This window comes from Bacillus sp. LM 4-2 (assembly GCF_000978495.1).
Taxonomy (GTDB): domain Bacteria; phylum Bacillota; class Bacilli; order Bacillales; family Bacillaceae; genus Bacillus; species Bacillus subtilis.
The window spans coordinates 2492086-2511239 of the sequence record NZ_CP011101.1; the positions used below are offsets into that span (position 1 = coordinate 2492086).

The window sequence follows — 19154 nt, forward strand, 5'->3', positions numbered from 1 at the left end:
CAACAACTAAAACAACAATAAAAGCGTATCCATATGCTCTGCCTGCGCCATACATGTGAAGCGCCTCCTTAATAAGGTTTTATAACAGCCTATGTAGGAGAAATAAATCGGACTAGGCGGTTGTCCGGCTCAACGCTGCAGGATCTGCCCATCTTGTATTCCTTCATATACGATCCTTGCCCCTTTAGGTGTCATATGATTTCCAGAAGGATCTATAAGACCAGATTGGATAAGCGCTTCATCAGTTGCTTTTCCGCCGTCTGCTTCTATAAAATGCTTCCAGTTATCTACAAGAGGGACATCCAGGCGCTTCGACACATCTCTTGTAATATCGTTATATGAGTTGTGCCATTTCCTTGCTCCGCCTTTTGGTTCAAAAGCAGCTGCTTGATATCTGGAATAGTAAAACAAATGATGCTTCCCATTACCTTCTATAATTGGGATACACGTCATTAAGATTGGCTTGATCCCGTGTTTTCTGCTTTCTTCAATAAAATAAACCAGATTTTCTCTAAAACGCTGCTTCGACACTCTCGGTTTCCCCTCAGTCAGTATGGCAGCGTCATTGGTGCCGAACATAATAAACAAATACTTCGGTTTTTGATCCAGCACATCTGTCTGAAATCGGAGACGGGCATCCTCTGTCGTCTGTCCGCCGATTCCGGCATTGAGTATATCAAGGTTACCGCGCTCAGCTGTTTTTAATATATTGACCCACTGCTGTGCTTTTGGATAATCGCGATAATCCCAATTAGAGCCACGCGTATTGCTGTCACCAAATGCTACAACGTCTTCGTATCCCCTTCCCTCGCATCCTGCTGTAACGAACAGCAGAAGGAAAAGGATGATAAAATGTTTCATCTTTACACCCCCAAAAGCCTCACCTTAATGTTATACCTCTGTTTCTCTTCGTTCAATGAAGAGTTTTTCGCTATCACTGTTTTTTCCTATAGTTAACGTGTCCCCCTCAGTGAATATCATTCTGCTTTCATTGCGGCGCAGCTGATGATTTTTTAAAATTCCCTTCTTTCCAATCTGAAAAACACACAAACCAAAGAAAAGAAAATAACCTGAATCCGCACCGGAAACAGGTTATCCGTTAAATCCTGCATTTACTTTAACTTCGATTTAAGCTTGGCCTTTGTTTTTGGCCCATAAATCCCGTCTGCAGTTAATCCGTTCATGAGCTGAAAACGCTTGACGGCATTCGCTGTTTTCGGTCCGTAAACTCCATCTATGCCATTGTTTTTGGCTCCCTTATCAGGGTAAAAGTGAAGTGCAGCTAAAGCCTTTTGCAGCTGGAGAATGTTTGTGCCCTTTCGATAAGGCGAAGTGAGCTTTATAACCCCAGACGGCAGAGGATATGATGGTGAAGATTCTTTTGGAGGTGTATCCGAGGAAGAAATTCCGTTTATAAAAGAGTTCCAGTGGTCCAAGAGTTTCCGCGGACATTCTTTCCCGGACCATTTTTTGTGGGGAACAACACGATGTAACGGAATATTGTTTTCCTTCATCAGCTTTCTGATCAGCCACTGGGCATTTGATGTTGCTTTTTCAAAATCGCCGTCAGCATTTTCGCAGATTTCAATCCCGATCGATTTGCGGTTTCCTGTCCCGTTTGTATCGTCTCCCGCATGCCAGCCGTTTTCATCTATCGGGAGACGCTGATAAATGACTGAATCGTCAACTGTAAAATGCCAGCTTTCGGATGTGCTCGGGTTTTTCACAAAATTGGCGTGCATTTTCGCATCAGCGCCTTTTGCTGTATTCGCTGTATTATGCACCGTAATATAAGCAGGCGTCATCGAATAGCCAGGACGATTATCATTTGATAGCGGTATAAAATCCTTTTTTATGGTTACCATTTCTATCCCTCCCTATTAATAAGAATGCAGAAAACAGAGAGATGGACAGCCTTTTTTATGAGGTAAAAAAGAATTGTGTTCTCAACCTGGTTTTCAGTTGAACCGCTGAAATGGCACCAGTTATACTAATTTAGATGACGGAGGTTTTAGCTCCTGACATCACCTAAGTTGGGAGTGACCATAGACATGTTAAAAAAAGTAATAGGTATACTTGTGATTATTGCTATCATTTCAGTTGGTTTTTTTCAGAAAGAAGCTTGGCTTGATGCAATCAAAGCAGGAGGGATGTTTTCCGTTTTATTTAGTATGCTGCTGATTGCTGCCGATGTTTTTTTCCCAATAGTGCCGTTTGCTTTGGTTGCTGCTTTAAATGGCGCAGTGTTCGGGACTGCAAATGGAATTTGGATTACACTGACCGGCTCAATGCTTGGTACAATATTGCTGTTTTTTCTCGCCAGGTACAGTTTTAGAGATTGGGCCAGAAAAAAAGTTCAGGCCTATCCTGCCATACAAAGCTACGAGGCTTCCTTCAACAAAAACGCTTTTACCGCTGTTTTATTAGGAAGGCTGATACCTGTCATACCTTCACTTGTAATGAACGTGATCTGCGGGCTGAGCCAGGTTCGCTGGCATGTTTTTTTCTTTGCGTCTTTAATAGGGAAAATCCCCAATATTGTTGTTGTCACTATTGCAGGTGCCAATTTCACCAGCAATAAATTATTGTCTATCAGCATTTACGGTGCATATATTCTGATCATCATGCTGGTCATTTATAAAAAGTTCCCTCATCTTCTGAAGGTGCCAAAAAAATAAGGAGGCTTGTTGGCCCCCTTACTTTTTTTCTGTCGCATGGCCTCCAAATTCATTTCGAAGCGCAGCGACCACCTTTCCTGTAAACGTATCGTCTGTTAAAGAACGGTATCTCATCATTAGTGACATGGCGATGACCGGCGTTGCCGTCTGCAGATCAAGCGCGGTTTCCACCGTCCATTTTCCTTCACCTGAGGAATGCATAATGCCCTTGATCTGATCCAGTTTCGCATCCTTAGCGAAAGCTCGCTCAGTCAGTCCCATAAGCCAAGAACGAATGACAGAACCATGATTCCACACTCTGGCAACCTTCTCGTAGTCAAAATCAAATTGGCTGTTTTCAAGCACTTCGAATCCTTCACCAATCGCGGCCATCATTCCATACTCAATTCCATTATGGATCATTTTTAAAAAATGTCCGCTTCCCGCTTCACCAGTGTATAGATAACCATTTTCGACGGCAGTATCACGAAAAAGCGGTTCCACAATCTCCCATGCTTCATGATCGCCCCCCACCATAAAACAGGCTCCATGCCGTGCGCCTTCCATTCCGCCCGACGTTCCGGCATCGAGATAATGGATACCCGCTTCTTTCATTTGATTGTAGCGGCGAATTGATTCTTTATAATGAGAGTTTCCAGCTTCGATAATCATATCGCCTTTACTTAATAAAGGTGATACATCACGCAAAACAGCATCGACAATGCCATGCGGTACCATAACCCATAGGATACGCGGCGGGTCTAATAAAGAAATGAACTCTTTAAGATTCGTTGTCCCCTCAGCCCCGTATGCTTTCAGTTCATCAACAGCCGCTTGATTTACATCATATCCAACCGCTTGATGATTGCGGTCAATGAATTGCTTTCCTAAGTTTATGCCCATTTTCCCTAAGCCGATTAATCCGATTTTCATATCTGTTCCTCCTGATTGTCTAAAAAGCCTTTACTCTTTATGTTCCCTTTGGATTGTATTGTGATACGCAGAAAACAAATGGGGCTTACATCGTCTGCGCATGTAAATTTTATTTTTCATGACTGACTGTGCCTGCCAGTTCTATTACTGAATCTCTTTATATCCATAATTATCACTTTATCCTTGATTTACCATCAGTTTAAGTTAAAATATGGGAAGGTATTCGATTTTTTTAGTAAAAAGAAGGTGACATGTTGCAGAATCAATCTCATACTCTTATCGGAGTTACGAAAACCGCTGTATTCTTTTTATACGCTGCACTTGCAATCATCGGTTTTGCAATCGGGTATTTTATTCCGCAGATTGCGAAATGGGCATTATCCCTCCCCTGGATCCCTCTTGAAGGACCACTTCGGCTCATTACCTCTTTTCAGGGATCTACAGCTTCATTTATCACTGCTCTTCTCGGTATGTGTGCGGGGATTTGGTTCGCTCATTCTGTTATTGCAATGCTGCTGTCTGTCAAAATTACAGATCACACAGTGGAATTCATCAAAGGAAAAAAAGTGCAAACAATTCATTCCGATGACATCGCTCTTGTATTTATGGATCACAAACGGCTTGTCCTCCTGGGAACAGCCGGATATGAATTGGTACGGGAAGAAATTGATGAAAAACCAGTAAACGTTGAGAAGGCCTTTAGACAGCATCATTACGAATGGGCAACAGATGGTGATCCGTTTAAAGATCAATTTCGCCGATGGATTCCTGATGCACCAGACCTATCGCAAGGCGCCCATGCCTTATTAAAAGCTCGTCACAAAGCGCTGCAGGACGAAGAAAAAGACGATATTGAAGAATTCCGTCTCGAACTGGCACAGCTGGGCATCGTTGTACGGGACGAAGGCACACGCCAATATTGGCGAAAAGCAGAAACCTATCCCCCGAAAATTCAGCACGGCGAAGGATTGTAACAACAGAGGCTCAAGAAAGAGCCTCTTCTTTACTACTGCACAATAAACAGCACTCTGGTACCGTCAGGATAGCTGCTCATTTGATTCCCTACCCACGAGCCGGCGCCGCGATTATCAGAAGGCGTCACATATCGGACATCAGCCCCTGCGCCGCCTTCCTCGCAGACCGCCATCGGCCACTCATCCCGGTCATAGCCCGGCTTGGTCGGGATTCCCTTTAAAGATTCCTCCCGCCTTTTGTCTGCTCCATCTCTGTCAATGGTACAAATATCTGGATGTCCCTCTGCAATCGCATCCCTAATATGACTGCCGGTTTCCGGATAACGAGACAGCGGAAAATATAACACTTTGTCATACGAAGATGCGCCTTGGATCTGTTGCGGAACCATTAAACAAAGAAGAACTGCTGCAGCAAGAAACAGGCCTGCCATCCATTTTTTCATTCCCATCCCCCCATACCTTTGTTCATTTCAATGTATGGGCGCTTGATGAAGAATATTTTTAACATTTGAAGTTAGTATGCTGCTTACCAAAGCCGGACTCCCCCGCGAGAAATTTCCCGGTACAGACACAGACAGCCTCCCGGTCACATACATTTACATATAGGCTTTTGCCTACATACTTTTGTGGAGGTGACGATGGTGACAGGTGTTTTCGCAGCGCTCGGCTTTGTTGTTAAAGAGCTTGTCTTTTTAGTATCTTACGTGAAAAACAATGCCTTTCCACAACCGCTCTCAAGCAGCGAAGAAAAAAAATACTTAGAGCTCATGGCTAAAGGGGATGAACATGCCAGAAACATGCTGATTGAGCATAATCTTCGCTTGGTCGCCCATATTGTGAAAAAATTTGAAAATACAGGTGAGGATGCAGAGGACTTAATCTCCATCGGAACGATCGGGCTGATAAAAGGAATTGAAAGCTATTCCGCTGGTAAAGGGACAAAGCTGGCGACGTATGCTGCGAGGTGTATTGAAAATGAGATTGTAATTACAAAAGGGGGGTGCATACACCCCTCTTTAATACGTTTCAATATATATGGTGTCAGAATCCACAATGGTAACTTCTTTCACGATAAAGTTAACAATTGTTTTTTTATCTTCAAGAGTTAAGTTATCTGCACCGATTGATTGAAAATAGTCGATGGCTCTTTTTAGAGCATTTTCACTTGAGCTCGTATCATCTAGGACTTTCATTTTTGACTGGATTTCGTTACACTTTTCAGTAAGCTGATTTTGCTTTTTTTGCAGTTCAATAATTTGTGCTTTGATTTCATCTATGTCTAAATCATCGTCATCGCTTAGGCTGATTAGCGTTAAAAGACGCTTGCGGCCTTTTTTTGTTTTCTCTATCTCTTTTTCAATAAGTTCTAATTCATCAGACAGGTGATTTGATTGTTCAGCCTCTTTAAAAGAAACATACTTTTGAGGATTTGTGATGAATTTAAAAATTTCACCCCATACATGCCGGTTCAATTTATTCTCAGACATTTCTTTTCCGCAGCCGCGGTCCTTTGCGCCAGAATAATTTTTCCGGCAAGTATATACATAGTAGTCTTTACCATGTGATTTTCTTTTCTTCCCTGTCATGGTATTTCCGCATTTTCCGCATCTAACCAAACCCGATAACAAGTAATTGTGAGGGCTGATACTCAAGTGTTTTCTTTTACTTTGACCTAAGAGTTCTTGAGCATAATCCCATTGTTCAGCTGGAACAATTGCTGGAATTGTCACAGTGATTTGTTCTTCTTCAGGCCTTATTTTAATTATAGATTTGTTCCCTGCCTGCTTTGAAACATAGGAACCCTCTGTATCATATTTATACTGTCTATGTTCACCCTTATAGGAAGAGTTCATTAATATTTGCCGAACAACCTGCCTGTGCCATACTTTGGCGCCTTTTTTTGTTTTAACCCCCATCTGAGTTAAATGTAGAGCAATACCATTTACTCTGCCGAAAAAAGGGCTTTTATGATCGGTGAAATAGTTAAAAATCATCCGAATGATTTTTGCTTCCTCTTCTAATATCTCAAGAGTTCTTTTCTCTTTAACAAATTTATAGCCATATAGTTTAGAATCTTTAATGATCATGCCTTTTTTCATTTTTTGAAGTCGGCCGCTTGATGTCCGTTCTTTGATTTTGGCTTTTTCAAATTCTGAGATTGCCCCGCGCATTGCGAAAAACAATTGACCTTCTGGAGAATTGGCGTATTCACCATTTACAAAAATCAAAGGTATGTTTCGCTTTCGCAATTCGTCATCAATGATTAGCTGATTCATTAATTTCCGAGAAAGACGGTCAGGATCGTAACAAATGACTTGACTTATAAGTCCCTTGCTTGCATCCTCCCTCAAGCGATTCAAAGCCGGACGTTCTAAAAGCTCTCCTGAAAATCCTTCATCTGCATACTTCAGCACATCTTTAGTCCCTGCTTTCTTTATACAGGCCTCGATTTGGCTGTCGATGCTCGATCCCTTGATCGCTTGTTCCTCGGTCGATACCCTTACATATATTGCTATCACCCTGAATCTCCTTCCTATAAAGTTTTATTAAATAATGATAGCAATCGTTAATGCATTTGTCAGCTTGCGGTCCCTCGATGATTATCACTTTCATAAAATGCATCACCCCTTGGGTAATGCTATGTAACAGCTGTTTGTCCAAATGAGGAGATTTTAAATTAAACTATAGTGTTATTAAACGTTTCAATGAATATGCAAAAAATTTAAAAAAAGTTGTTGTGACTTTTCTACACTCCTTTAGGTCCTCAATAGAAAAGATTTTATTTTCTATGCCTCAACATTCGCTTATTATAGTTTTCAATGATTTATTATTATTTGAGAGTACAATGGAGTAGTGTTTTTCATTGTTAGATAGTTAATGACATTTCACTGGTGTCAAGTTCGTATAGCTAGACATTAATAAAAAAAGGACACATATAAATATGCATCCTTTAACAAAAGAGTTTATTTATTTCCCTGTTTCAGCAAATTCCTTCAACCTATTCCCTATTTCATCACGAACTCTTTGGAAAAACGCCCATTTTTCTTCTTCTGTCCCTTGTGCTCTTGCCGGATCATCAAAACCCCAATGCTCACGTTTTACATGTGGAGGCGTCATCGGGCATTTATCAGCAGCATCTCCACAAAGCGTAACAACTAAATCAGCATTGTTCAGAATATCAGAATCGATTATATCTGACGTTTGATTAGAGATATCTATACCAACTTCCTTCATCGCTTTAACAGCATTCGGATTTAATCCATGTGCTTCTATCCCCGCGCTATACACTTTCCACTCATCACCTAAATATTGTTTAGCCCATCCTTCAGCCATTTGGCTCCGGCAAGAGTTCCCTGTACATAAAAAGTAAATGATTTTATTCTCCATATATTCCACCTCTACATCGAGTGACTTCCAAAGTATTTTCGTTGAAACCATAAAGCAACCTTAACAAGTGCTATCATGACTGGCACTTCTACAAGCGGACCAATTACGGCGGCAAATGCTGCACCCGAATGAATTCCAAATACACCAACAGCTACAGCAATCGCTAATTCAAAGTTATTGCTTCCTGCTGTAAAAGCTAAAGTAGTAGTTACAGCATAGTTTGCCCCGATTTTCTTCCCTAAAAAGAAGGAAACAAAGAACATTAAAACAAAGTAAATCAATAATGGAATCGCAACTCGGACAACATCTAACGGCAAGCTAACAATTACATCACCTTTTAAGGAAAACATGACGATAATTGTAAATAGCAAAGCAATTAACGTAATTGGACTAATCTTAGGAATGAACACTTTTTCATACCATTCTTTGCCCTTCACTTTTACAAAAATATAACGTGTCACCATTCCTGCAATAAAAGGAACTCCAAGGTAAATGAATACTGATTTTGCGACTTCTGCCATCGTAATATTCACTACTGCTCCTTCCATCCCTAACCATTGCGGAATAACTGTTACAAAAATGTAAGCATAAACTGAGAAAAAAAGCATTTGGAAAATTGAGTTGAAGGCAACTAATCCTGCCGCGTATTCCGTATCACCTTTTGATAAGTCATTCCAAACAATAACCATCGCAATACAGCGAGCTAATCCAATCATAATAAGCCCAATCATATACTCCGGTTTATCTGGCAAAAAGATGATAGCCAAAATAAACATGAGAGTCGGTCCGATGATCCAGTTTTGCACTAAAGATAAAATTAACACTTTAATATCTTTAAATACCCGTCCAATTTCTTCATATCGAACCTTTGCTAGTGGTGGATACATCATTAATACTAATCCAATAGCTAAAGGGATAGATGTAGTTCCTACTTGGAATTTGTTTAATCTACCAACAAAACTCGGAAATATAAAACCTAATCCTATCCCCAATGCCATCGCAAGAAAAATCCAGATGGTTAAATAACGGTCTAAAAAAGATAAACGTTTCATTACTTTATCCTCACCTTTTTTACTAACAGCAAGAGTTCGTTGTACTATCACTTGGTGGTGCTACACAACAAGAGGAAGAATCTTGTTTTTGAATCTCGCTATTCGATTTGGTATAGAAAAATTCCCACTCGTTTCCATCTGGATCAGTAATCCAAAATTTATCTTGGACTGCATAACAACAAGTCGTATCCATTTCCTCACGTGCAAAAAACCCTTCTTTTTCAAGCCTTTCCTTGTGTTTCAAAACTTCTTCCAAACTATCTACTTGGAATCCAAAATGATTCACTTGATTTCCCTTCACCTCATCTGCGACATTTAAAGTGAAGTTCAGTCCAGGAGTCTCTAATAAAAACTTTGCATAGTCTGTTTTTACTTTTACAGCCTTTACTCCAAAAACTTTTTCATAAAAACTGATCGAATTCTCTAAGTTGACAACGTTAATCCCTACATGAACATATTTCATTTTAATTCCCCCTCTTATCTATTAATCAAAAAAAATTGATTTAATGCCTAAATTTTTTTTAGCAACAATCTCCTTCACCTTTTTTTCTAAATACACAACAAAGCTCTTCTGATAATAAACCATTTACTTCCTCATCATTTAGATCATAATAACTCCATGTTCCCTTTGTCTCTTTCGTTATTAAGTTGGCATCCAATAAAATTTTTAGATGATAAGAAAGTTTAGATTGCGTCACCTCAAAAATCTCAGTCAGATCACAAACACAGGTTTTTCCCCTTTGACAAAGTTCATACATGATCTCTAATCGTTTCTGATCAGCAAGAGCCTTAAATTTTTGTTCATATTTCCGTAGCAGTTCTGATTTCGTCTCATCCATTCATATCGCCTTCTTTAATCAATTTTTTTTGATGTATTTATTATACTCATGATTTTTAAATTAATGCAAGCAAATAAATCAATTTATTTTGATTAATTGTAAAACCCGCTAAAAGCTTGTGTAACCAGATAGAGGTTTTCCATTTTTATTATTTCCTCCATCGCTACTTTGCTACTACAGCAACGGAGATCATAAACGCTAATTTCTAATTTCAAGAAAAAAACATTAAATAATTTTTGTGAATATGTAGAATCGATAATAATTCGAGATAATACGTATTTAGTCAGAGCACACAGATTTATCATCAATTAAAACCTTATGTGAAGATATAAGCCATTCAATCCATCCTTCCACATAAGGTTTTAAACAATTTAATCAGACCTTTTCTTTTTGAATAAGTTCTTCATTTTCATAAAAGGGCATTGTGACACTTGATTTTCATCATCTCGCAAGAAGTACTGTTTCCACTCCAGATTGTCTTTTTTTCCATACCATCCTAAATGCGGATGGATAGGTACTTCATCATATGCCTCAAGCCTTTTTCGAATTTGCTTACTCATATTTCGTCCAAATGCAGTAGTATCATTTAGATCCTCAAAAACCCATCTAGGCTGAAACGTCAACATAAAATAAGGAAAACTTCTGCTTTTTCTTTTGCTGTGAGCTGGTGTAGCACACAGAACAAAATATGGTTCTCCATTAAAACAGTATTCCCATTGAAAGTGCTCTGGATTTTCTGGTATATAATCTGGCCAATCAGCTGGATCTTCCATGCTCAATGAATTTAGAAACTGCCAAAACAACGATTCGTAATCCTCAATTTTGTAATCACTAAGCAAGTCTTCTGGTGTATGAAATATTATAGTTAATGATGCATACTTTCCTGTCTCTCGTGAAATAGTTCCATACCGAGTAAGCAACGGCGCTAATTCCTTCGCAGTTCTAGGATTCCTAGGATCACCGACAAAAGCAATCCGCAGCTGGTCGCTTAAAAATGCTACCCTTCCCGGTATACAAGGAAATTTATTTTCTTTATCGCCTATTTTTTCCGTTAAGTAGTTAAACGACTTCATTTGCCAATCAGGTAACGTTTCTTTAATTTTTTCAAGATCACTTTTGGCATATAACTCAGTCAAAAAATCCACCTCCAAAGGCATTTATCATAATGTATTGCGGGAGCAAGAAGGCGGTGAATGTCTAATTACTTTTTCATATATCCAAATGAATATTAATTAATTAATTGGTTAAGTTTTAGTGGGTAGGTAAGTAATTTTCTTATCAAGAAAAATCCAGAATCAGTTCTGCGTTTAGCTGTACATGCACACTCAGCCCTCAAAACGACTAACGCTGGACTTTCTGGATGTTTTCAATTTTAAACTATCACAAGAATGACCGAAATTCCCTGTTTTTTGATGCCAAGTCATGGTACTCCCAGGAGGGAATTTCATAACTCTCTAAAGCAAAAAGTTATTGCGGTCTCACCGAAAATTTAAATTGCGGTGCCCTATTTCCTTTTTCTGCGAACGAAAACTTGTTAATATTTACAGTACTAGTAGAGTTAAGGGAAGGGTGAATATCTTGATATCAATCACATCAGCTGAAGTGGGAATGAAGATTAATGAATGGCATAGGCATATTCAAAAATTCAACGTAACTGATGCTGAAATGTTAAAAGCTGAAATAGAACGTGATATAGAGGTTATGGAAGAAGATCAAGACTTGCTTATTTATTATCAACTAATGGCCTTTCGCCATAAAATTATGTTGGAATACACGCTGCCATCTGATGAAAACCGAATGGAACTTTCAGAATATTTAAATAAAATTGAGGGCCATAAGAAAAAATTAGACAATATGCGGGCATATTATTATAACTTCTTCCGCGGGATGTATGAGTTTAGAAACGGTGAATACACAAGAGCCATTACATATTACAAAAAAGCTGAACGCAAAATTCCTACAATCTCCGACAAGATTGAAAAAGCTGAGTTTTATTTTAAACTGTCTGAAGTCTATTATCATATGAAAATGACACACATTTCGATGCATTACGCTGAGCTTTCATACAACATTTATAAGAAACACGAGCTTTACTCTGTTCGTCGTATTCAGTGCCATTTTGTCATTGCCGGTAACTACGATGACCTTGAAAATCATGAAAAAGCTCTCCCCCACCTTCAAGAAGCTTTAAAAGGTGCCGAGCTGCTTAAAAGTAAAAATACTCATATCTATGCCACTGCGTTTTTCAATCTCGGCAATTGCTATCACAAAATGGACAACTTAAATAAGGCTGCTCGTTACATCGAACAAGCCTTGGTTCAATACAGAAAAATTAACTCTGACGTACTTCCGCAAGCTTATCATGACCTAGCGTTGATTTATTTTAAACAAGGCAAAAAAGAACAAGCAATGGATTGCTTCCGCAAAGGAATCAGAAGTGCTGTAGATTTTAAAGACGAACTATTTATGAACTTATTTGAAGCATTAGACGTTCTTTATATAAGAAATGGCGATACACCTAAACTTCTCAACATTTTTTCTCGTTTAGAGAACGGCAAAGGATACCCTTATCTGGAAGAGCTGGCATTGTTAGGAGGCAACCTTTTCGATTATAATGGAAAAATAGAGGATAGTATCATCTGTTTCAAGAAGATGGTATATGCTCAAAAGCAAATATCGAAAGGGGAATGCATGTATGAAATCTAAATTGTTTATCAGTTTATCCGCCGTTTTAATTGGACTTGCCTTTTTCGGATCTATGTATAATGGCGAAATGAAGGAAGCATCCCGGAATGTAACTCTCGCACCTACTCATGAATTCCTTGTTTAATTCGATAAACAACATTAGTTCTGATTCCCTTTAGCCGTTTCATAACGGCTTTTTCTTATTTCTAATACTGAAAAAATCTATCATACTTAAAGCTTTTGAGGTGAACATTTTGGACTTATTTGATGAATGCTTAGAAGCTCTAGGGAAAAACAAAGAAATCTTATCAGAAGAATTAACGGCAAAATATTATGAACTGCTTTCAAACAGTTTTCCCTTACATCTTGGGGACGAATCAAGTGGGAAGAAGTTTGTTGTCATCAATCTATAGATTACGAGGAAGAGATTTACGATTGGCTAGCTAAACACCATTTTAAAGATAGGAACATTATTATTCTTTGGGGTTACGGAGAACAGCCAGCATTAAAAACCAGTCTTGAGCATGCATTAAACGTAATTGATGATGTAACTGCCGTTGGATCGGATACTTTTATGTTTAGTGAATCTGGCTACGTTATCGAATTTTTTCATGATGGCGATGTTACAATTGGAAAGTCCCCTTTCATTGAAAGGATTAACAAATAGGTAAAATGACACAGATCGAATGATTCATTTCCACCATTTGATCCACATAACAGTTAGTTTCATCATTCTTCCATGGTAATATTTTGTTATGACGATTAAATGAAAGGATATGATCATGAAAGTATTTGAAGCCAAAACCTTGCTCACCGAGGCTGAAAAGCGAGCACAGGAATACAAAGATTTAAAAAGTAAAATGGTCAAATTAAAGAAAGCGTTCAAAGCTGTTGCAGATTTAGATGATAGCGAGTTTTCAGGCAAAGGCGCTAATAACATTAAATCATTTTATGAAGATCAAGCTGGCATTGCTGACCAATGGATTGATTTAATTGAGATGAAAATTTCTTTCTTAACGAGTATTCCTGGTTTTTTAGAAGATGCCAACTTATCAGATGCCTACATAGAAGAAACCTTTTTAGCGCATGAGCTTGCTAACGCCTACACCAAATCAAAATCCATTATGTCTGAACAGAAAAAAGCCATGAAAGATATATTAAATGATATCAACGATATACTGCCTTTGGATCTGTTCTCGACAGAAACTTTTAAAAATGAACTTTCGTCTGCCGAAAAGAAACGAAAAGAAGCCATTGAGAAAATGGATGAAGTTGACCAAAACTTAACATCAGAATACGGACTATCAGAAGCAAATGAACAAATGATTCAAGCTGATTATCAAGCTTTAATGAATGCGACAGCAAAAGGCAAAAGCGCCTCTCCTATTCACTATAATGCGAAGGCTTATAGAGACAGTGAGATTCACAAGATGACTGAGGATGTAAAGAAACAATCAACAGACTACATCTCTTTTAAGGACCAACAGGCGGAACAAAGAAGAATTGCAAAAGAACAAGAAGAACTGGCGAACAGACCATGGTATGAAAAGTCTTGGGATGCTGTTTGTAATTTTACAGGAGAGGTCTCTGGATATTATGATTATAAAAGAGCCGCTGATGGGGTTGATCCTGTTACCGGCGAAAAGCTAACTGCTGGACAACGGGTCGCTGCCGGTGCAATGGCTGCGGCAGGATACATCCCTATCGTAGGATGGGCAGGTAAATTAGCTAAAGGTGGAAAAGCTGTTTATTCAACAAGTAAAGCATTGTATAGAGCAGACAAAGCTCTCGATGTATATAAAACACCTAAGACATTCCATGCCCTTCAAAACTCCAGCAAAGGACTTTATGGACTTGCTTCTGCAAATGGTTTTAGTGAAGCTATAACAGGACGCGATATGTTCGGGAATAAAGTCTCCAAAGAGAGGCAAGAACAGAGCCTTAGTGGTGCAATGGCAATGTTGGTTCCTTTCGGAGCTCGCGGAATTAACAAAAAGCTTAATGCAAAATCAAGTTCTCGAGTTAGCGAAGCATCGACTAACACCAGCAAAAAACCTAAAGTTCCTAAAACGTACAAAAGACCAACTTATTTCCGTAAAGGCGTTAGAGATAAGGTTTGGGAAAATGCTAAGGATTCAACCGGATCTGTTAAAGACCCGTTAACAAAACAAGTAATGAAAAAAGATGAACCATGGGATATGGGTCATAAACCAGGTTATGAATTTAGAAAACATCAACAAAGTGCGATGGAAAGAAATATTAGTCGAAAGCAATTTTTAGATGAACATAATAATCCAGACCACTATCAACCCGAATTACCTTCCTCCAATAGGAGTCATAAAGGGGAAGATATGACGGATGATTACTTTGGAGATTAAGGAGAGATTGTCTAATGGGCGTAACACAAGAAAATAAAGTAATTGCTAGAACAGTTTTAGGAGCTTTTGGGGGGAAACCGAAGGTTACGAAATATTGGGATGATAACAAGAATAGCAGCATAGATATTTTATCGGTTAGTGACCAGCCTCAGGAAGGTATCACGTCATATTCAACTCTAGGTTTGTCGGATCATTCTATTAATTATGAGGTGAATGGTACTCCGTTGCGGGTAGAAATCGTAGCTGCAATGGAGTCAGCTTCAGACATATATGCTAATGTTTTATCAACTTGTGCCTTTAATATAATCAACTCAAATTTCTCTTGTGCACCAGGTGTTATTTTTAAAGATGTGATTAGTATGTATGATCAGGAAACCGACATGAAACATGTTATGTTCGTTCCCCCATTTCTGTGGGAGGAAGATTTAGAGCTACTTGAATTTAGCAACAAAAATGTTACTTGGCTAATGGCTTTACCTATTTCAGAAGGAGAGTTACAAGTAGCTGAACAACACGGTCCAGACCATTTACAAGATCTCTTGGAATCAAAGCAGATTGATATTTTTGATATAAAAAGAGAATCCGTTGCTTAAATAACATTTACATTTATTCATGACTTATATTTGGCTAAATAATTACATCTTTTAAGTAAACAAAATCCCCTCATTTTTGAGGGGATTGCAATATACCCTGTATTCTTCTTTATAAAAATTTTATTAATATGCCTGTTGCAGCAATAACTGTCCCTATAGTCCATAAAATAATTGCATTACGCGAACTAACTATTTTTAGTTCAACATGTTCCTTGGTGGCCATTCCTGAATTGGTAATTGCTTCTGAAATTAGAGTTTTTATCTCATCTTTTGTAGCCAGATTATCAAGTTTTTTTGTTCGTTCCTCTATGACAGCTACCTTTTTGTCAATTTCATTTACCTTTTCAAGTATTTTTTCCATTATATCTCCACCTCCATTTTGACTACTTGCTGTTTGTAAACTTGCTTCTATAGCTTCTTTAATTTGAGCTATCTCGCTTCTAATATCTTGGACATCTTCTCTTATATTAGTGGATTCATGGACATCAAATGTAGTTTTGTTGCTAGATCGTACAAGAGGACTCCTTCCTCTTACCTTTCCCGTCATTCCATCTGGAAAATCAACTACTCTTGCACTAACCATTAAGATAATTCCTCTTTTTTTATTTTATTCTTTAACTGTGTAAGCGAATCCTGTATCAATTCCACGTTTTCAAGTATAGAATCTTTAAAAGGTTTATAATCAAGCACATCGTCATTAATCATGTTGGAAAAGTACTCAATAGAGTCCTTTAACATAAATGTGAATTCCCAAGGATTTAATCGTAAGGTAAATTGCTCTTCATCATTTCTCTTGATATATGTATTAACCCGATCGTTTTCTGGGCCATATGTAAAATGGATTGAATCAAACCCTAAAGGATTAATATTATATTGTTTTGCTCTTATAAATTTTGCTGAATAATTTAAAATTATATAATTCATTAAGACAACTTCAGTTTCCTCAAATTCAAAATCAAATTGATTTGAATAGAATCCACCAAAAACTGCCCAAAAAAAGTATTTAGCAGCTTTGTCTCCAATAAGATTTGGTAATTGATCACTACGCAAATTGTAATAACTCATTGGCCAATCCCTATCATTTATACAGTTTTCAATTGTTTTTATAAGTAATTGCTTGTTAAATTCATCTGAAATAAATCTAACAAACTCAGCCTGTCCTTCTATAACTTCTTCTTTCCTTAGATGCAATTCCATTTATTTCCCTCCTCTCATAAATTTTATCACTTTTATTTTAAATTTTGTAAGAAAAAATATGAAAATATTGAGTGTAGAGGAGGCTCCCCCTTTCATTAGTTAGGTGGCAAACGTATTACAACGATTTAATTGAAACAGTATAAAAAGTTTATAGTATTAAAGGTCTTCTGATTAGAAGACCTTTAGCAACTTTTCAAGTTTCGCTTTCGTTTTTGGTCCGTAAATACCGTCTTGAGTAAGCCCGTACATAGACTGGAATCGTCTAATTGCATCTGCTGTTTTCGGACCATAATAGCCGTCAATGCCGTTGTTTTTCGCTTCTTTATCCGGGTAGAAGTATAGTGCAGCCAGTGCTTTTTGAATTTGTGTTACCTTTTCTCCTTTCATCATTGGGCTCATCACTTTAAAAATACCGGAAGGCAGCGTATATGACGTTTTTTTGCTGCTTGAGTTTGTTGGATTCTTCTTAGCTGCACTTGTTTTACTTGTGCTTGTTTTCCCTCCTAGCGTCTTTAATTCTTTTTCAATGGCAGCCTCAACTTGATTCCATCTACCCTCTGACAAAATGCGGTGCGGGCAATACTTGCCGTTCCAGTCTTGGTGCTTACGGACACGATCAACACCCCATCCGCGTTCTTTCAGTAGCTGCGCCACAAACTTAATAGCGAGTTTTTCCGCTGCCTTATATCGTGCCCCTCCTGACTTGCTATAACAAATTTCGACACCAATCGACTTACGATTCCCTGTACCGTTTGTTCCATCTCCTGTGTGCCAAGCGTTACGATTCGTTGGAATCCCTTGAATGACTTGTTTATCGTCTACTGCAAAGTGAAAACTCGTTGAGCTAGAGTTATTCTTCATGTAAGAAATCTCATTGGCTGCTGAAGCATCATTTGCAGTGTTATGAATAGTGATATATTCAGCTTTCATTGGATTAGGACATTTCAATCCATACTTTGATTTAGAGACTAAATTCTTTACAACTTTAATGGCCATATATCCTCTCTCCTTCTGTCTGTGTAATAAAAAAAGCCACTGGCTTAGCCAGCAGCTTTGTCTGCGTTATTCTTACTCTGTTCTTTTTCGTTCTCAATTGTTTGTAATCGATCTGTTATTGATGATGGTATTTTAACACCGATCTGTGCTAAGTTTTCAGTTATTGACAAACCTTCATTAGCGATATAAAAAAGAACGGTACCAAAGGTTAAGACACCGTTCAAATTGAGTACTGTATCAATCACGTTTGCTAAAATGACCGCAAAGAAATTGAGTAGCTTGCGGACATAGCCAAACCATGCGCTTCGGCTTCGCAGTTTTTTGAATTTCCATGCCTTGATTACTCCTGTTAAAACGTCAATTATGCTAAGTACTAGAAGTAAATCAAGGTACTTCACCCCTCCAAATAAATATACTCTTGCTAAATCTAATGTTTCAAAATTGATAAACAAACTTGTCTCCTCCATTTCTAATCACCTCCTCCGAGGCAAATAAAAAAGGACAGCCGGATCTTATGAGACGGCCGTCCCTCTAACTGAAAAGTTTCCATTTGTTAAAGCTGTAAGCTCCATAACAATTTCTTTAAAACCAGTAATGTTAAAAGACCAAGCTTCTGATTTCCCTTTTGTGCTAGTGGCAAATGTTCCGTCATCCACTTTCTGCCCTCTAAGGGCTCTTTTTGTCCCCGATAAGGATTTACCCCAGAACTTCAATTCACTTGTCTCAGCCGTCCCATAAACCTCAATGAGCAACGTTTTGAATGATCCAACGGTGAATGGGTTACCCTCACCTATGTTTTCTGTTTTATCGTGAAAGACAATATCCATCGTTTTTGATTGAGTGTCCAAAGATCTAAGGTTCAGGCCTTCAGTCTGAACTTTTAAACGACCATCATCAGTTAAGCTGCTTTTATCTAACTGGACTGAGAACGGAGCAACTGCTGTAATTGGAACAGTGTGGTTAATGGTTATATCCTCTTCACCTGCGCCCAATGACTGGTAAAGTAAGAATTCAGATTGTTGTAGGTTACCATTTACATATCTGAAACGGAAATAGCGTTTAGTTAAATGAATCCATTCAGTCTCGCCAAGTGTATTTGCTTTAACAACCAACGAAGAGACTGTGGTCCATGAATTCATATCGTTACTTTCTTCAATGAATAAGGTACCTTCACGATCAGAATAAGCATGACCTTTTACTTTTGAAATTAAAATCTGACCTAATCGATCTTGGCCATATTGCGTGTACACTTCGGTCGCTTTTAAGACTGCGTTTGTCAGCAGCTCCGCATTACCTGAAATAGTAGCCACAGGTACTATAAAATCATGGTTCCCTTCTCTGTACGGTTTAGCCGCTCCTGGCTTACCCGTTGCATCTGTTGGGAATTGAAAACTATATGATGCCATAGAAAATCCTCCTTGCTATTGTTGATCTTTAGTGATGAGCATGGGTTTTACAACGGC

General features: G+C 38.3%; 23 protein-coding genes and 2 pseudogenes. 9 read left to right on the top strand and 16 right to left on the bottom strand.

Features of this window, described 5'->3' with window-relative positions:
- Positions 1 to 129: 129 nt before the first annotated feature.
- Together bslm_RS12385 and cwlH are read right to left on the bottom strand one after the other, a co-directional pair.
- A complete protein-coding gene (locus bslm_RS12385) occupies positions 130 to 861 on the bottom strand; it encodes an SGNH/GDSL hydrolase family protein (RefSeq protein ID WP_003229964.1) in 732 nt (243 codons plus the stop codon).
- Between the two features lie 251 nt (positions 862 to 1112).
- Entirely contained in the window at positions 1113 to 1865 is a 753-nt protein-coding gene (gene cwlH, locus bslm_RS12390) for an N-acetylmuramoyl-L-alanine amidase CwlH (RefSeq protein WP_046381197.1), read from the bottom strand.
- Between the two features lie 186 nt (positions 1866 to 2051).
- Here cwlH and bslm_RS12395 point away from each other — a divergent pair, with 186 nt between their 5' ends.
- Positions 2052 to 2678: a TVP38/TMEM64 family protein gene (locus tag bslm_RS12395; RefSeq protein WP_046381198.1), complete on the top strand. Its 627-nt coding sequence runs from the start codon at positions 2052 to 2054 to the stop codon at positions 2676 to 2678.
- 18 nt (positions 2679 to 2696) lie between these two features.
- Here bslm_RS12395 and gnd read toward each other — a convergent pair whose 3' ends face one another.
- On the bottom strand, positions 2697 to 3590 hold the full coding sequence (gnd, locus tag bslm_RS12400) for a phosphogluconate dehydrogenase (NAD(+)-dependent, decarboxylating) (protein WP_015714298.1): 894 nt from the start codon (positions 3588 to 3590) through the stop codon (positions 2697 to 2699).
- Between the two features lie 251 nt (positions 3591 to 3841).
- Between gnd and bslm_RS12405 the strand changes: the two genes are divergently transcribed.
- Entirely contained in the window at positions 3842 to 4564 is a 723-nt protein-coding gene (locus tag bslm_RS12405) for a YqeB family protein (protein ID WP_046381199.1), read from the top strand.
- A 32-nt stretch (positions 4565 to 4596) separates the two neighbouring features.
- Here bslm_RS12405 and nucB read toward each other — a convergent pair whose 3' ends face one another.
- Positions 4597 to 5007, bottom strand: a complete 411-nt coding sequence (nucB, locus tag bslm_RS12410) for a sporulation-specific Dnase NucB (protein WP_009967785.1) — start codon at positions 5005 to 5007, stop codon at positions 4597 to 4599.
- Positions 5008 to 5202: 195 nt separating this feature from the next.
- On the opposite strand from nucB, the pseudogene bslm_RS12415 reads away from it, so the two are divergent.
- Positions 5203 to 5553, top strand: a pseudogene (locus bslm_RS12415) (sigma-70 family RNA polymerase sigma factor); the annotation flags it as partial.
- A gap of 27 nt (positions 5554 to 5580) precedes the next feature.
- On the opposite strand, the gene spoIVCA reads toward bslm_RS12415, so the two are convergent.
- The 7 genes and pseudogenes from spoIVCA to bslm_RS12445 form a co-directional block, all read right to left on the bottom strand.
- Entirely contained in the window at positions 5581 to 7041 is a 1461-nt protein-coding gene (spoIVCA, locus tag bslm_RS12420; protein ID WP_223257626.1) for a site-specific DNA recombinase SpoIVCA, read from the bottom strand.
- Positions 6999 to 7177 (bottom strand): annotated as a pseudogene (locus tag bslm_RS21680) (hypothetical protein). The gene spoIVCA and the pseudogene bslm_RS21680 overlap by 43 nt, the downstream one beginning before the upstream one ends.
- Positions 7178 to 7531: 354 nt before the next feature.
- Positions 7532 to 7951, bottom strand: coding sequence for a thioredoxin-dependent arsenate reductase (locus tag bslm_RS12425; protein ID WP_004398596.1), 420 nt, complete (start codon positions 7949 to 7951; stop codon positions 7532 to 7534).
- An 11-nt stretch (positions 7952 to 7962) separates the two neighbouring features.
- Entirely contained in the window at positions 7963 to 9003 is a 1041-nt protein-coding gene (acr3, locus tag bslm_RS12430; RefSeq protein WP_032722149.1) for an arsenite efflux transporter Acr3, read from the bottom strand.
- A 22-nt stretch (positions 9004 to 9025) separates the two neighbouring features.
- Positions 9026 to 9466: an ArsI/CadI family heavy metal resistance metalloenzyme gene (locus bslm_RS12435; protein WP_032722151.1), complete on the bottom strand. Its 441-nt coding sequence runs from the start codon at positions 9464 to 9466 to the stop codon at positions 9026 to 9028.
- A 58-nt stretch (positions 9467 to 9524) separates the two neighbouring features.
- Positions 9525 to 9842, bottom strand: a complete 318-nt coding sequence (arsR, locus tag bslm_RS12440; RefSeq protein ID WP_029318103.1) for an arsenical resistance operon transcriptional regulator ArsR — start codon at positions 9840 to 9842, stop codon at positions 9525 to 9527.
- A gap of 371 nt (positions 9843 to 10213) precedes the next feature.
- Entirely contained in the window at positions 10214 to 10978 is a 765-nt protein-coding gene (locus bslm_RS12445) for a YqcI/YcgG family protein (protein WP_017696291.1), read from the bottom strand.
- Positions 10979 to 11420: 442 nt separating this feature from the next.
- On the opposite strand from bslm_RS12445, the gene rapE reads away from it, so the two are divergent.
- The 6 genes from rapE (at position 11421) to yqcF (ending at position 15498) form a co-directional block, all read left to right on the top strand.
- Positions 11421 to 12548, top strand: coding sequence for a response regulator aspartate phosphatase RapE (gene rapE / locus bslm_RS12450; RefSeq protein WP_004398842.1), 1128 nt, complete (start codon positions 11421 to 11423; stop codon positions 12546 to 12548).
- On the top strand, positions 12538 to 12672 hold the full coding sequence (gene phrE, locus bslm_RS12455; protein WP_004398770.1) for a phosphatase RapE inhibitor PhrE: 135 nt from the start codon (positions 12538 to 12540) through the stop codon (positions 12670 to 12672). The genes rapE and phrE overlap by 11 nt, the downstream gene beginning before the upstream one ends.
- A gap of 109 nt (positions 12673 to 12781) precedes the next feature.
- Positions 12782 to 12940, top strand: coding sequence for a CDI toxin immunity protein (locus bslm_RS20850; RefSeq protein ID WP_003245945.1), 159 nt, complete (start codon positions 12782 to 12784; stop codon positions 12938 to 12940).
- Positions 12904 to 13194: a CDI toxin immunity protein gene (locus tag bslm_RS21870; protein WP_418910793.1), complete on the top strand. Its 291-nt coding sequence runs from the start codon at positions 12904 to 12906 to the stop codon at positions 13192 to 13194. Before bslm_RS20850 ends, bslm_RS21870 begins: the two co-directional genes overlap by 37 nt.
- 115 nt (positions 13195 to 13309) lie before the next feature.
- Positions 13310 to 14905: an LXG family T7SS effector endonuclease toxin YqcG gene (yqcG, locus tag bslm_RS12460; RefSeq protein ID WP_004399034.1), complete on the top strand. Its 1596-nt coding sequence runs from the start codon at positions 13310 to 13312 to the stop codon at positions 14903 to 14905.
- Between the two features lie 14 nt (positions 14906 to 14919).
- Positions 14920 to 15498 carry a type VII secretion system immunity protein YqcF gene (gene yqcF / locus bslm_RS12465; RefSeq protein WP_046160613.1) on the top strand — a complete coding sequence of 193 codons (579 nt, stop codon included), beginning with the start codon at positions 14920 to 14922 and terminating at the stop codon, positions 15496 to 15498.
- Positions 15499 to 15607: 109 nt separating this feature from the next.
- Here the strand turns inward: yqcF and bslm_RS20260 are convergent, their stop codons facing one another.
- From bslm_RS20260 to xepA, 5 genes are all read right to left on the bottom strand, one after another.
- On the bottom strand, positions 15608 to 16081 hold the full coding sequence (locus tag bslm_RS20260) for a hypothetical protein (RefSeq protein ID WP_052720007.1): 474 nt from the start codon (positions 16079 to 16081) through the stop codon (positions 15608 to 15610).
- Positions 16081 to 16695, bottom strand: coding sequence for a hypothetical protein (locus bslm_RS12475; RefSeq protein WP_046160614.1), 615 nt, complete (start codon positions 16693 to 16695; stop codon positions 16081 to 16083). Before bslm_RS12475 ends, bslm_RS20260 begins: the two co-directional genes overlap by 1 nt.
- Positions 16696 to 16866: 171 nt before the next feature.
- Positions 16867 to 17691, bottom strand: a complete 825-nt coding sequence (locus tag bslm_RS12480) for a peptidoglycan recognition protein family protein (protein ID WP_046160615.1) — start codon at positions 17689 to 17691, stop codon at positions 16867 to 16869.
- Positions 17692 to 17735: 44 nt separating this feature from the next.
- Positions 17736 to 18158, bottom strand: coding sequence for a phage holin family protein (locus bslm_RS12485; RefSeq protein WP_003246208.1), 423 nt, complete (start codon positions 18156 to 18158; stop codon positions 17736 to 17738).
- Between the two features lie 45 nt (positions 18159 to 18203).
- The gene (gene xepA / locus bslm_RS12490; protein WP_046160616.1) at positions 18204 to 19097 is read right to left on the bottom strand and encodes a phage-like element PBSX protein XepA; all 894 of its coding nucleotides are present in this window, start codon (positions 19095 to 19097) and stop codon (positions 18204 to 18206) included.
- Between the last annotated feature and the right edge of the window lie 57 nt (positions 19098 to 19154).